The sequence below is a fragment of the uncultured Agrococcus sp. genome, from assembly GCF_945915485.1.
Classification (GTDB): domain Bacteria; phylum Actinomycetota; class Actinomycetes; order Actinomycetales; family Microbacteriaceae; genus Agrococcus.
The window spans coordinates 86,439-97,598 of the sequence record NZ_CAMEFJ010000002.1 but is presented as its reverse complement, the minus strand read 5'-3'; the positions used below and the strand labels follow the sequence as shown (position 1 = coordinate 97,598).

18 protein-coding genes and 1 pseudogene are annotated in these 11,160 nt (G+C 63.8%); 13 read left to right on the top strand and 6 right to left on the bottom strand.

Annotated features, from left to right (window positions below; all coding sequences use genetic code 11):
- Nucleotides 1-169: 169 nt before the first annotated feature.
- The 4 genes and pseudogenes from Q0O95_RS00995 to Q0O95_RS00980 form a co-directional block, all read left to right on the top strand.
- A pseudogene (locus Q0O95_RS00995) lies at nucleotides 170-355 on the top strand (GNAT family N-acetyltransferase); the annotation flags it as partial.
- Between the two features lie 105 nt (nucleotides 356-460).
- Nucleotides 461-820, top strand: coding sequence for a VOC family protein (locus tag Q0O95_RS00990; protein WP_293694453.1), 360 nt, complete (start codon nucleotides 461-463; stop codon nucleotides 818-820).
- Between the two features lie 71 nt (nucleotides 821-891).
- On the top strand, nucleotides 892-1,281 hold the full coding sequence (locus Q0O95_RS00985; protein WP_293694451.1) for a VOC family protein: 390 nt from the start codon (nucleotides 892-894) through the stop codon (nucleotides 1,279-1,281).
- Nucleotides 1,282-1,324: 43 nt separating this feature from the next.
- Complete coding sequence (locus Q0O95_RS00980) at nucleotides 1,325-2,095, top strand: isocitrate lyase/PEP mutase family protein (RefSeq protein ID WP_293694449.1); 771 nt, start codon at nucleotides 1,325-1,327, stop codon at nucleotides 2,093-2,095.
- Nucleotides 2,096-2,157: 62 nt separating this feature from the next.
- On the opposite strand, the gene Q0O95_RS00975 is transcribed toward Q0O95_RS00980, so the two are convergent.
- Together Q0O95_RS00975 and Q0O95_RS00970 are read right to left on the bottom strand one after the other, a co-directional pair.
- Nucleotides 2,158-2,502 (bottom strand): VOC family protein, encoded by a 345-nt coding sequence (locus tag Q0O95_RS00975; RefSeq protein WP_293694448.1) that lies wholly within the window; start codon nucleotides 2,500-2,502, stop codon nucleotides 2,158-2,160.
- 366 nt (nucleotides 2,503-2,868) lie between these two features.
- Nucleotides 2,869-3,138: a hypothetical protein gene (locus Q0O95_RS00970; protein ID WP_293694447.1), complete on the bottom strand. Its 270-nt coding sequence runs from the start codon at nucleotides 3,136-3,138 to the stop codon at nucleotides 2,869-2,871.
- 93 nt (nucleotides 3,139-3,231) lie between these two features.
- Between Q0O95_RS00970 and Q0O95_RS00965 the strand changes: the two genes are divergently transcribed.
- From Q0O95_RS00965 to Q0O95_RS00935, 7 genes are all read left to right on the top strand, one after another.
- Nucleotides 3,232-3,648, top strand: a complete 417-nt coding sequence (locus tag Q0O95_RS00965; protein ID WP_293694445.1) for a VOC family protein — start codon at nucleotides 3,232-3,234, stop codon at nucleotides 3,646-3,648.
- Between the two features lie 76 nt (nucleotides 3,649-3,724).
- Nucleotides 3,725-4,108, top strand: coding sequence for a hypothetical protein (locus Q0O95_RS00960; protein ID WP_293694444.1), 384 nt, complete (start codon nucleotides 3,725-3,727; stop codon nucleotides 4,106-4,108).
- A 27-nt stretch (nucleotides 4,109-4,135) separates the two neighbouring features.
- Nucleotides 4,136-4,744 (top strand): DinB family protein, encoded by a 609-nt coding sequence (locus tag Q0O95_RS00955; protein WP_293694442.1) that lies wholly within the window; start codon nucleotides 4,136-4,138, stop codon nucleotides 4,742-4,744.
- Entirely contained in the window at nucleotides 4,741-5,181 is a 441-nt protein-coding gene (locus Q0O95_RS00950) for an N-acetyltransferase (RefSeq protein WP_293694440.1), read from the top strand. The genes Q0O95_RS00955 and Q0O95_RS00950 overlap by 4 nt, the downstream gene beginning before the upstream one ends.
- A 103-nt stretch (nucleotides 5,182-5,284) precedes the next feature.
- Nucleotides 5,285-5,704: a hypothetical protein gene (locus Q0O95_RS00945; RefSeq protein ID WP_293694438.1), complete on the top strand. Its 420-nt coding sequence runs from the start codon at nucleotides 5,285-5,287 to the stop codon at nucleotides 5,702-5,704.
- Nucleotides 5,701-7,185, top strand: a complete 1,485-nt coding sequence (locus Q0O95_RS00940; protein WP_293694436.1) for a multicopper oxidase domain-containing protein — start codon at nucleotides 5,701-5,703, stop codon at nucleotides 7,183-7,185. Before Q0O95_RS00945 ends, Q0O95_RS00940 begins: the two co-directional genes overlap by 4 nt.
- A gap of 33 nt (nucleotides 7,186-7,218) precedes the next feature.
- Nucleotides 7,219-7,638, top strand: a complete 420-nt coding sequence (locus Q0O95_RS00935; protein WP_293694434.1) for a DUF3151 domain-containing protein — start codon at nucleotides 7,219-7,221, stop codon at nucleotides 7,636-7,638.
- Nucleotides 7,639-7,647: 9 nt separating this feature from the next.
- Here the strand turns inward: Q0O95_RS00935 and Q0O95_RS00930 are convergent, their stop codons facing one another.
- Complete coding sequence (locus Q0O95_RS00930; RefSeq protein WP_293694433.1) at nucleotides 7,648-8,235, bottom strand: methyltransferase domain-containing protein; 588 nt, start codon at nucleotides 8,233-8,235, stop codon at nucleotides 7,648-7,650.
- A 64-nt stretch (nucleotides 8,236-8,299) separates the two neighbouring features.
- Complete coding sequence (locus Q0O95_RS00925; protein WP_293694432.1) at nucleotides 8,300-8,821, bottom strand: DUF4265 domain-containing protein; 522 nt, start codon at nucleotides 8,819-8,821, stop codon at nucleotides 8,300-8,302.
- A 195-nt stretch (nucleotides 8,822-9,016) separates the two neighbouring features.
- On the opposite strand from Q0O95_RS00925, the gene Q0O95_RS00920 reads away from it, so the two are divergent.
- On the top strand, nucleotides 9,017-9,406 hold the full coding sequence (locus tag Q0O95_RS00920; protein ID WP_293694430.1) for a hypothetical protein: 390 nt from the start codon (nucleotides 9,017-9,019) through the stop codon (nucleotides 9,404-9,406).
- 12 nt (nucleotides 9,407-9,418) lie between these two features.
- Here Q0O95_RS00920 and Q0O95_RS00915 read toward each other — a convergent pair whose 3' ends face one another.
- Entirely contained in the window at nucleotides 9,419-10,039 is a 621-nt protein-coding gene (locus tag Q0O95_RS00915) for a mismatch-specific DNA-glycosylase (protein WP_293694428.1), read from the bottom strand.
- Between the two features lie 54 nt (nucleotides 10,040-10,093).
- Here Q0O95_RS00915 and Q0O95_RS00910 point away from each other — a divergent pair, with 54 nt between their 5' ends.
- Nucleotides 10,094-10,378 carry an acylphosphatase gene (locus Q0O95_RS00910; RefSeq protein WP_293694426.1) on the top strand — a complete coding sequence of 95 codons (285 nt, stop codon included), beginning with the start codon at nucleotides 10,094-10,096 and terminating at the stop codon, nucleotides 10,376-10,378.
- Nucleotides 10,379-10,391: 13 nt separating this feature from the next.
- Here the strand turns inward: Q0O95_RS00910 and Q0O95_RS00905 are convergent, their stop codons facing one another.
- Nucleotides 10,392-11,072 (bottom strand): alpha/beta hydrolase, encoded by a 681-nt coding sequence (locus Q0O95_RS00905; protein WP_293694424.1) that lies wholly within the window; start codon nucleotides 11,070-11,072, stop codon nucleotides 10,392-10,394.
- Nucleotides 11,073-11,160 lie beyond the last annotated feature (88 nt).

The window sequence follows — 11,160 nt, the reverse complement described above, 5'->3', positions numbered from 1 at the left end:
GCGCGTTCCCCGCGTCGGTAGTATCAACGCCGATGTCCCATTCGAGCATAAACGACTCCGACCGTAGCGTTGAGCAGGCGAAGCCGGACCCGTTCATCGTCAGGCGCGGGCACGGCATCCCGTTGGTGTTCGTACACGGCAACGGTGTCGACCATCGGCTCCTGCGTATCAGCGAACGGGGATCGCCAGAGTGCTCCTGGAGCGCGCGTACGAACGGGCAGCACACGCGGGAATGCAGATGGTCATGGCCGAGACGGGATGCGACGGCGGCCACACACCGGCACGAGACTTGTACGAAGCAGAGGGGTTCGTGCGTTGGCCCGTGGCCAGATACTTCAAAGATCTGAATGCGTGAGCCGCGCCGGACTCTGTTCAGAACGACGGCGATCACGCGCGCTGCGAGTCGGAGGCGCCTGCAATACTGCGAAGAGCATCAGCAGCAGCTATCCGAGGAGTCAAGATGCCCGTCCCCACGCATCACACCATCAGCTACATCGAGCTGGGCGTTACCGATCTCGCCGCGACACGGGCCTTCTACGAGTCGGCGTTCGGTTGGAAGTTCAATGATTACGGCCCCACCTACAGCGGCGTGCAACCGCCGGATGGAGCCGGTGAAATAGGAGGTCTGAACACTGCATCGGACCCTAGTAGCCAAGGACCTCTCGTACTGCTTTTCTCCGAAAACCTGGACGCTACGGTTGATGCTGTGCGAGGCGCCGGAGGAACGATCGCGGTGCCGCCATACGAGTTTCCCGGCGGTCGCCGGTTCGAGTTCACCGACCCGAGCGGCAACCGGCTCGGTGTCTTCGCGGATGCTTGACCTCGAGCAAACGCAAGTCGGTTCGATAGCCTGACAGTATCTTGACGTCGAGATAGCGCCGGGAGGATCCGATGCAGCTCCACCACGTACAGGTCTCGATGCCTCGAGGCGAAGAAGAGGAAGCAAGAAGCTTCTACCGTGACGCCCTCGGTCTGCAAGAAGTGCAGAAGCCCGCTGCCCTGCAGGGCCGCGGCGGATGCTGGTTCAGGGCGTTCGACGGTGACGTCGTCACGGCGGAGATTCATCTGGGCGTGGACGAGCCTTTCGTCCCTGCGCAGAAGGCGCATCCCGGTCTCGTCTGCGACTCGTTAGCTGCTCTGGAGGCCACGGCAGGGCGCGTTCAGCAGCGAGGCTACGAAGTCTCGTGGGCGGAACGAGACTCCTTCGATGGTTATGTACGGTTCCACACCCGAGACGGCTTCGGCAACCGGTTGGAAGTCATGACGCCGGCTCACGAGTAACGGACCACTGGATATGCTCGTGTGAAGCCATGAGGAGGAAGCCATGTCCGATGTAGCCCGACTTGCAAAAGCACTGGCGAAGCAGCACGATTCGGGTGAACTGCTTGTGCTCCCTACCGTCTGGGACACCTGGAGCGCGCGCCTCGCTGCGGATGCGGGATTCCGCTCGCTCACGATCGGCAGCCACCCCGTTGCCGACGCGATCGGCAGCGCCGACGGCGAGCACATGGAGTTCTCGGCGTATCTCGATGTCGTGGGCAGCATCACGAACGCCGTCGATGTACCGGTGAGCGTGGATGTCGAGTCGGGGTACGGCTTGGCTGCTGAGGAGCTCGTCGGTCGCCTCCTGGAAGTCGGTGCTGTCGGCGCGAACATCGAGGATGTCGTGCACGGGGAAGGAAAGCGAGTTCGCGAACGACAGGAGTACGCCGACTACATCGCGGCTGTTCGCAGCGCGGCAGATACGGCCGGAGTCGATTTCGTGATCAACGGCCGCACGGATGCCATCAAACTCGGTGAGAACGTCTTCCAGAACCCGCTCGAGGAGGCCGTCGCACGCGTACAGCTCCTTGAACAGGCGGGAGCGCGCTCCGTGTATCCGGTCGGGCTGTCGACTGCGGATCAGATAACCCAACTCGTGCAGGCCGTCTCGGTGCCGGTCAACGTGACCGCGCATCCTGTGAACGGGCACGGCGCGGGCGACTTGGCCGCGCTGACGGCGTTGGGCGTCCGTCGCGTCTCGTTCGGCCCGCTCTGGCAGATGTGGCTCAGCGACGTCTCGAGTACGCAACTCGCACAGTGGCGAACTGCGTAGCGCGGCTTTTCGCGCTCGCGTGATCGCCGAGCCATTGCCGTTGCAAGTGCGCGGGCGCAGCGTCAGATGTGCGTTCCGACGTTGACGACGGCGCCCGAGGAATCGCGGTAGAAGAAGCGCCGCACGCCCCAAGGCTCCGAGGTCAGCGGGTGCACGATTTCGAGCCCAGCACCAAGGGCGTTTTCGTGCGCGGCCCCGACATCGTCGACGAACACCGAAACATCGGGATTCACGGGGGCTGTCAGGTCGGTCGTCATGAGACCAAGCTGTCGCCCCTCGTTATCAGCAAGGAACGCGACCCATCCCGAATCCATCACCACGTGCATCCCGAGCACGTCCGTGTACTCCCGAATCGCTGTTGCGAGGTCGTCGACGGTGAGGACGGGGGCGAGGCGTTCAATCTGCATACTCCGACACCATCGGGTTCAGTCCGCACTTGTCAAGGCGCGAGGGCCGCAACAAGCGCAACTCAGCGAGTCGGCCACGGGAGAGGTGGGTGCACGGGATGAGCGCACAGCACGGCGATACTGACCGCTTCGTCTTTCGAGACGAGCTTCCAGCCCTGGGCTCTCGATAAGCTCGTCGACCGCACCGTCTCCACCATCCTGTTGCGGACCTTCGGAACGACCTCTTTTCCGTGCCGGGTGACCAGATAGCGAACAGGGTAATCGCGGGGAGCCAGCTGCCCGCCACCACGCTCTACGCTTCGATCAATCTTCTTGGCCGTTCGTTCCGCGTGGTAAGCGTGCCGGTGAGAGCGGTGAGGGCGATGGCTAGTTGTGCCCGGTGCGTTCATCTGCCGCAAGAATCGTCCGCCCGAACGCAGCCCGTTCCTCGGATCTCCACGGGCCGGAATACGCGAGTGGGATCTCAGTCATGAATCTTCGTTCAGCAGCCGGGATGCGCGGGTCCGCCAGTGCAATCGCCCAGTCGCCGGCACCGCACTGGGTCCAGCCAAGCTGCAGGAGATGGTGTTCCACCTCGGTGTGCGTCGGGGCCGCCCCGATATCGGCGAGTTCTCCGTGAGCCGCGGCAGCTTCCATGGCGGGGAGCGTATCAGCGAGCAAGGGGCTTTCGATTTCACAAGCAGAGGAGGATACTGAATTTGCCGTATTCCGACGACGAGGGAGTCAACGATGGCACAGTCAATCGCAACCTATATCGCGCTACCGGGCGCGATGGCCGAAGCCATGGAGCACTGGCACGCTGTCTTCGGAGGAGAACTGGAGATCACGCGCTACGGGGACACGCCGATGGAAGGGATGCCCTTCACGCCCGACCCGAACGCCGTGGCGCACTCGACGCTCACGACGAGTGCCGGTGTCATCGCCGGCGGTGACGCGATGGACGACGGGAACGACTACCCCGTGCGTGGCACAGCGTACTCACTGCTGTACACGACCGACACAGCGGACGAAGCTCGTGAGTACATTCAGAAGCTGCTCGATGGCGGCGGCACGATCGGCATGCCGTTCGAGCAAGCGCCGTGGGGTGGTTGGTACGGCCAGGTGTTCGACCGCTTCGGCGTAATGTGGGCGTTCTCCAGCGAGTAAATCGCGGGGCGCCCGCGTGGCAGAAATCCGTCGGTGCGTTCGACGCATACTCAGGCGCACGCGGTAGACATGCCCTATGAGCGGTTCGGATGACTCGGTGCACCGAGCAAAGCCCGGGTTCATCGCTAAGCTGCGTTCTTTCGTAGCGCACCCGGCGCTGTTTGTCCCCGCGGCCCTCATAGGACTCGCAAGCGGTGTCGTTGCCTTGTGGTTTCGTCTCGCCGACGTAGAAGCTTTGGAGGGGCTCTACAGGGCGACGCAGGTGGATCTGCGCTTCGCGGCCCTTGCGTTCGGCTCGGTAGGCACCAGCGGGGCGCTTCTCGGCAAAGACGGTGGCAGCGCGCCCGTGCCGCGAATCCGACGAGTCGTCGCGTATGCGGGTATTGCAGCAATGTTGCTGGGGCTGGGATTGCTCGTGTTCGGGTTGATCAGCGCCATGGTCGCGCATCTCGTCGCGTGAGGCTTCGATCGCGAGTAGCGTGAGTTCATGCACAACGATGCGAAGGCAATGCTGCTGTCCTATCTGCAGGAGAACCGGGACGCGGTGCTCTGGAAACTCGAAGGTCTAAGCGAGCGCGAACTCCGTCTGCCGCATACTGAGACCGGCACGAACCTGCTGGGGCTCGTGAAGCATCTTGCGGGCATCGAGTTCGGATACTTCGGAGACTGTTTCGGGCGACCGGGCCCGGATCTACCGTGGATGCACGACGACGCGGAGGAAAACGCCGATATGTTCGCGACGGCCGACGAGCCGGCGACGTGGATCGTCGACCTCTACCGCCAGGCGTGGGCTCATGCAGACGCCACGATCGATGCGCTGGCACTGGATGCCTTGGGAACTGTGCCGTGGTGGCATCATGCCAGGCGGGAAGTGACGCTGCATCGCATCCTCGTCCATGTCGCAACGGAGACGGCGCGGCACGCCGGTCATGCCGACATCATTCGCGAGCGCATCGACGGTGAGGTCGGGCTACGGTCCGGCAACACGAATATGCCGGCAGCGCAGCAGGCGTGGTGGCGCGACTACAACGCGAGACTGACCGCTATCGCCCTAACGTTCGAGGATGCCGGTGCGGCGGTGCGGAGTCGGCCGTGAATGGCTGGTCGGTCAGGAATGTGACCGATGCGTCCACACTGCTGGAGAACGCTCACGTGTTCGATCACGCAGTGACACCGGAGTCGGCGGAGGACTTTCTGCGAAGAGAGGGACATCTGCTGTTGATGGCGATGACGGCAGAAGACTGTGCCGTCGGATTCGTATCGGGTGTTGAGATGCGTCATCCTGATAAAGCACCCGAAATGTTCATCTACGAATTGGGCGTGGAGTCGGCGTGGCGCAGACGTGGTGTAGCGCGCTCACTGCTCCTTGCGCTGCACGCAGAAGCAATCGAGCGCGGTTGCACCGGTATGTGGACAGGCACCGAGCAAGCCAACGAGGCCGCCCTCGCGAGCTATAGATCCCTTGGCGCGGTTATCGATCAGGAATCGGTGTTCGTCACCTGGGACGCAATCGCAGCTGGAGACGTCTCTTGACCTTGCATGTCGTTCATAAGCGACACTCGGTGTCGCACGTAGGCATGAGCGCGCGCGACCGTGGGCCGATGGCATAGCGAAGAGGTTTCTCGACGATAGAAGTATGAATCAACGAGCTTCTCACAACGTCATTCTCAACCCGTACCGTCCTCACGGCGCAGACACGAACTCCGCACAGCGCGGTGGCAAATTGCACTGGGGTGTCGTTCTTCCCCTGGCGGCGATCGCTCTGCTGTGGCCGCTCTCCGGGGTGCTCGGCTTCGACGGCCCCGTGCGCGCGTTCGCCATTATCGGCGTCACGCTCGCAGTATGGGTCGGCGTCGTCGGCTTTGCGCGCGTCGCCCGGCCGGTACTGACACTCACGCTTGCGGGCACGGGCTATGGCCTTCTCTACCTGACGGCCAACGCCATCATGGTGACACCGCTGGTCTTCTTCGCCTGGTATACGGTTGCCGTTACCGCAGGGGTCGGCGCGCTCGCGGGTCTGGCCGCACTGGGCATTCAGCGGCTCCTCCCGCGATGAGTCCTCATAGACCGCTGCGTTCGATCGCAGTTGCCGGCGCGGTCGCGGCGCTGCTTGTCGGGTGCGGTTTGGCTCCGAGCACGTCGCCGGTCGACTCCGTCGAATTCGAAACGCCCCTGGTGATCCCTCCTCTCGCCGAGTCGACCGCCCAGAACGGAGTGCGCGTGTTCGAACTCACGGCGCAGGAGGGCGAGACAGCGTTCACGGGCGGCGATACGACCGCAACGAGGGGATTCAACGGATCGTTTCTCGGCCCCACCGTGCGTGCCGAGCGGGGTGAAGTGGTCGCGTTTCGCATTGCGAACGAGCTGAGCGACGAAACCACAGTGCACTGGCACGGGATGCACCTCCCGCCTGACATGGACGGTGGCCCGCACCAGCCGATCGCTCCGGGGGAGACTTGGGAGCCCAGCTGGACGATCGATCAACCTGCCGCGACACTCTGGTACCACCCGCACCCGCACGGCGCGACCGAGCAGCAGGTGTATCAGGGCCTTGCCGGGCTGTTTCTCCTCGATGACGAACACTCATCGGCAGCTGCTCTTCCGCAGGAATACGGTGTCGACGACATTCCCGTCATCGTGCAGGACCGCGATGTGGACTTGGAAACCGGGCAGGTTCTTCACGATCGGCTCGGCGGCGACGGCACCGAAGTCGGCCTCCTCGGCAACATCGTCATGACCAACGGCGTCATCGGCGCCTATTGGGACGTCACGACCGATCGCGTCCGGCTGCGGCTCCTCAACGGTTCGACGGCGCGAACCTATTCGTTCGGGTTCGAGGACAGGAGCGTGACGCTCGTAGCGTCTGACGGCGGCCTGATGCCGGAGCCGGTCGTGCTGGATGAAATCAGGCTGAGCCCGGGCGAACGCGCCGAAATCGTGGTCGAGATGGAGCCGGGCGAGCGCGCGATGCTGCGTTCGTTCCCGCCCGATCTGGGCAACCCGGCCGCGGGATTCGCAGCCGGCGAGAAGGACGAGTTCGACGTTCTCGAGTTACGCGCGGCAGACGAGCTGCAAGCGTCGGACGAACCTGCATGGACGTACGACGACGTTGGGCTCGCAGAGGCCGACGCAACGGTTGAGCGCGAATTCGAACTCAACGGACGGCGCATCAACGGCGCCGAAATGGATATGTCTCGCATCGACGAGGTCGTCGAAATGGGTTCCACGGAGATCTGGTCGGTGCGCAACGGCGAGCTCAATCCGCACAACTTTCACGTGCACGACGTGCAGTTCGAAGTGCTGACGATCGATGGCGAAGCGCCTCCCGCTGAGCTGTCAGGACGCAAAGACACGATCTATCTGGAGCCGCATCGAGAGTATCGACTGCTCATGCGTTTCGAGGATTTCGCGAATCCGGATGTGCCGTACATGTATCACTGCCACCTGCTGCAGCACGAGGATGCCGGGCTCATGGGCCAGTTCGTGGTCGTCGAGCCGGGCGAGGGTCTCGGTGAAGTGCCGGATCACGACCATTGACGTTGATCGAAGCCGAATCGATAGACTGCCCGCATGATCGGTGAGAACCTGCTCCAGCCCGACCCGACGCTGCTGCCAGAGGAACGGGAGGTCGTGAACGCGCTGGCCGACGGCGAGCCTCCCTCCCAGGTCGTTCGAGCGCACCCGGAGTCTCCCCTCGCGTGGGTCGAACTCTCGGATCACGCATGGGAAGAGGGCAGCGAGCTCGAGGCCTATGCGTACGCTCGCGTCGGCTACCACCGTGGCCTCGACGCCCTCCGGGGTGCCGGCTGGCGGGGGAGCGGCCCGGTCCCGTGGAGCCACGAGCCCAATCGCGGCGTGCTGCGCTGCCTCTACGCACTCCGGCGAGCGGCGGAACGCATCGGCGAATCCGGCGAAGTGGATCGGCTCAGTGAATTTCTCGAAGGGGCAGACCCGACGGCCGCAGCTGCGATCGAGGCCGTTGGCGACTGAGACGAAGCGTTACGGCTCGATCAACGGCACGAAGCGAAACCGACCGTGCCGACTGATTGCGACTTCGTCACCTAACCGTTGCACGCGGTGCATCACGCCGTCCACCGGAATCACCATGATCCCGGTCTCTGCCAGCTGCTCGACGAGTGAGTTCGGCAGCCCTAGCGCCTCGGCCGAGACCAGGATGCGGTCGAACGGTGCTTCCTCCGGCAAGCCGAGGACGTGGGGATGAGCCGGCACGATCGATGCGCGCTCCGCCGCGTACCTGCCCAGCGCGGCCCGTGCCGGCGGGATCAACCGCTCCTGCCGTTCGACGCCGAGCACTCGCCCTTTATCGCCGACCAGGTGAGCCAGCATCGCCGTCGTCCAACCGGAGCCCGCGCCGACGTCGAGCACCCGATCACCGGAACGCACATCCAGTAGCTGCAGCATGATTTCGACGGTGCTGGGCTGCGAATTGGTTTGGTCTTCTCCGATCGGCAACGGACCGTCGACGTCGGCGAGATTTCGCATTTTGCTCGGCAGAAAATCCACGCGCGGAACAGCGCGCATCGCAGCAGCAACGCGTTCGAACGGTGTCTTGTCTGGCGCGTTCATGATCAGCCTCCGGCATCCTCCCCTACGTCGCCAGGCTAACAGCGCAGCCGCGGTGAGTCACCGATCAGCGACCGCTCCGCTTCGACCACTCCCACATCCATGCACCCTCTCTCTCGTGACGTTCCAGCAGCGCCAGAACCGCATCCAAATCGGCATCCGGCGGCACATCGAGCGAGAACATCGGGTTCGGAAACCAGCTCGCCCCCTCGATCCACAGACCGTACCCGTGGAAGCAGTCGGACGCGCGCTGCGGGTCGCCCGCGAACGGGCCGTCCGGCAGAACGACGGCGCGAAAGGTGTCGTGCCTTCCGTCAACGGCAAGCCCGGCGAAGTGCAGGTGGGGCGGTTCTTCCGGGCCGCGGAAGAAGGGATCCCAGGATTCCTCCCAGTGCGGCTGCTCACGAGCCTCCACGATGTCACCGACGCCGATGTCGTATTGGAAGAAGGGCGCATTGAGAATCGTATACGTGCCTGCCGTGATTTCCTCTGCCCACAACCACTCCGCCGCAGAGGGTGCCCAGCCGTGCTCCGCCGGTAGCCCGAACCTGATTCTGACGCGTCGTGTTCGGTGTTCTGTTGCATCCATGTCACGCAGCGTAGGGACAACCCGATGTCGCGAAGAGCCGCTGATGCGCGGCCTGTGGAGAACCTGGCGATTTCAACGCTGTTGAGCCCGCTTCGATGCTTCCGGATATCCGTAGTGACTCCTCAGCGGATCGTTGATTGAATAGGAACACACAGTGTTTGATGCCGAAGTTCGTTGACGTGAAGGAGATCGGGTATGGGGTTGTTCACGGGCCGGCGGGAGCGCAGTCGGCAGGAACGAGCCAGGGTAATTCTTGCCGTTGACGGCGTCGCGTGCGGAGCAGGGGCGGTGCTCGTTGCGGGTAGCGGCGCAGTCGCCCGAAGCATCGGGCTGGGCCGAAACGCTCGAGCTATCGGTGCGATTGCGCTCGCGGTTACGAGCATCATGCTGTTGCGCGGCGCGGGCCGCGAACAACAGGACGACCTCGATCTCCGCAACGCAGCGGCCGTCAACGCGGCGTGGGTTGCTACCTGCGGCCACTATGCGAAGTGGGCTCCAACTCGTGCCGGTCGACGGCTTGCAGGCACAGTGGCGCTGGCCGATGCGATTGCCGGCGTCGTGCAGTGGCGAGCGCAGAAACGGTGAATCAGCTCAGCCTTACCCAGAACTTTCCCACACGGCCCGCCATTTTTCTGCAAGCGAATCCACATTCTCATGCGCGTTGAGGCCGCTGGGTTGCGGTACGACCCACAGGGCCGTTCCGTCGGGCCAGGCGGGGAGAGCATCGGCGTGCTGCTGACCGAGCTTCGCTTTCGGTGCATTGAACGCCGTCCGGTACGCCGTGATGCCGGCGATCGCAACGGTCGCGGGCCGGAGCGTCTGCACACGTTGTATCAGCTTCTCGCCTGCATCCCGTAGCTCCTGTTTCGTGAGCTCGTCTGCTCGCACCGTCGCTCGGCCCACGAGGTTGGTTATGCCGATGCCGGCAGCGAGCAGAGCTCGCTCGTCTTCTTCGCGCAAACCGGTGGAGGCGTCGACGAGTCGATCGGTGAGGCCCGCTCGATGGAGCGACGGCCAGAACCTGTTGCCGGGTCTCGCGAACGGGGCGTTCACCGCAGCGGTCCACAGCCCCGGATTGATGCCGACGATGAGTAAGCGCAGACGACGGCCGTCGCTGGGAAGCACATCGTCAAGCGCATCCGGATTGGCGGTTGCGAAATCCGACAGCTCGGCGGCACCGGGCCGTCGACCACCGAGAGGGGACTTCCGTTCGCGCATAGGTCGATCGTAGCGAGCTGTACTCCCGCTCGAGCAGGTCGTTACCATGGCATTGTGTCTGCAGAAGTTGGAACGGTGCGAAAGCGCGCGGTCGTCTACGGAACCGTGCAGGGTGTCGGCTACCGGGTATCCGCGCGCGCCGAGGCCGTGCGGCTCGGTGTCTCCGGCACCGTGAGAAACCGTTACGACGGCACGGTTGAGACCGAAGTCGAAGGCGACCCCGCGGCAGTCGAAGAATACCTTTCGTGGCTGCACAGCGGATCGTCATGGGCGAAGGTCACCCACGTCGACGTCATCGACATCGACCCGAAGGGCGAGTCCGCGTTCAGAATTCGCTGACGGGCTGGGCCCGTCAGGATGAGGCGGCGATGATCGCCGCGAGCTCCTTCGGACGCGTGAACATCGGCCAGTGTCCGGAGTCGATGTTCACGAATGACACGGAACTCACACTGCTGAGCTCAGGCATGTCGCCGGCCTCCAGCCAGGCCCGCGCGTCCTCTGGGCTGTACTCGGGGCACACGAGAACAACGGGAATCTCTCTGCGCCGCTCGTCCAGGTACTCGACCTTGCCTTTTGCGACGCCCTCGGGAACGGGATGCGCGTCGGCTGCAACAGTCTGCTTGAGCCGGTCATCCATGTCGTCGGAGTCGGGGCCCGCGAACGGCTCCCACCCGGGGAAGGGCATGAGTCCGTCTTCGATGTCGAAGAAAGCCGCGTATTCATCGCCTCCGGTTGCGGGAAAACCACCGACCATCAGAACGCGCTCCACGCGCTTCGGCCGGCGGTCCGCTGCGAGCCAGACGAGCGTGGATGCCGCAGAGTGGCCGACGAGAACGGCGTTGGCATCCGAGGCGTCAATTGCTGCAACGACCGCATCGAGCTGATCTTGCAGTGTCGAAGCACTGGTTCCGAGACCCTGCCCCGGCAGCGTCACTGAGGTCACCGTGAAGCCCTGACCGTGCAATGCACTCTCGACGCTGTTCCATGCTGAGCCGTCGAGCCAAAGACCGGGTACTAAAATGATGTGCTGCATTGCTACTCCTTCGATGCGATGGTCCTGAGCCTACAGAGCACATCCGACACGGACACGGGAGGGCACGGCTACTCGGACGTTAGGCTGG

Excerpts from the sequence above, each read along its gene's own strand:
- Q0O95_RS00990 (WP_293694453.1), top strand. The coding sequence starts at position 461 with ATGCCCGTCCCCACGCATCACACCATCAGCTACATCGAGCTGGGCGTT.
- Q0O95_RS00985 (WP_293694451.1), top strand. The coding sequence starts at position 892 with ATGCAGCTCCACCACGTACAGGTCTCGATGCCTCGAGGCGAAGAAGAG.
- Q0O95_RS00980 (WP_293694449.1), top strand. The coding sequence starts at position 1,325 with ATGTCCGATGTAGCCCGACTTGCAAAAGCACTGGCGAAGCAGCACGAT.
- Q0O95_RS00975 (WP_293694448.1), bottom strand. The coding sequence starts at position 2,502 with ATGCAGATTGAACGCCTCGCCCCCGTCCTCACCGTCGACGACCTCGCA.
- Q0O95_RS00970 (WP_293694447.1), bottom strand. The coding sequence starts at position 3,138 with ATGGAAGCTGCCGCGGCTCACGGAGAACTCGCCGATATCGGGGCGGCC.
- Q0O95_RS00965 (WP_293694445.1), top strand. The coding sequence starts at position 3,232 with ATGGCACAGTCAATCGCAACCTATATCGCGCTACCGGGCGCGATGGCC.
- Q0O95_RS00960 (WP_293694444.1), top strand. The coding sequence starts at position 3,725 with ATGAGCGGTTCGGATGACTCGGTGCACCGAGCAAAGCCCGGGTTCATC.
- Q0O95_RS00955 (WP_293694442.1), top strand. The coding sequence starts at position 4,136 with ATGCACAACGATGCGAAGGCAATGCTGCTGTCCTATCTGCAGGAGAAC.
- Q0O95_RS00945 (WP_293694438.1), top strand. The coding sequence starts at position 5,285 with ATGAATCAACGAGCTTCTCACAACGTCATTCTCAACCCGTACCGTCCT.
- Q0O95_RS00940 (WP_293694436.1), top strand. The coding sequence starts at position 5,701 with ATGAGTCCTCATAGACCGCTGCGTTCGATCGCAGTTGCCGGCGCGGTC.
- Q0O95_RS00935 (WP_293694434.1), top strand. The coding sequence starts at position 7,219 with ATGATCGGTGAGAACCTGCTCCAGCCCGACCCGACGCTGCTGCCAGAG.
- Q0O95_RS00930 (WP_293694433.1), bottom strand. The coding sequence starts at position 8,235 with ATGAACGCGCCAGACAAGACACCGTTCGAACGCGTTGCTGCTGCGATG.
- Q0O95_RS00925 (WP_293694432.1), bottom strand. The coding sequence starts at position 8,821 with ATGGATGCAACAGAACACCGAACACGACGCGTCAGAATCAGGTTCGGG.
- Q0O95_RS00920 (WP_293694430.1), top strand. The coding sequence starts at position 9,017 with ATGGGGTTGTTCACGGGCCGGCGGGAGCGCAGTCGGCAGGAACGAGCC.
- Q0O95_RS00915 (WP_293694428.1), bottom strand. The coding sequence starts at position 10,039 with ATGCGCGAACGGAAGTCCCCTCTCGGTGGTCGACGGCCCGGTGCCGCC.
- Q0O95_RS00905 (WP_293694424.1), bottom strand. The coding sequence starts at position 11,072 with ATGCAGCACATCATTTTAGTACCCGGTCTTTGGCTCGACGGCTCAGCA.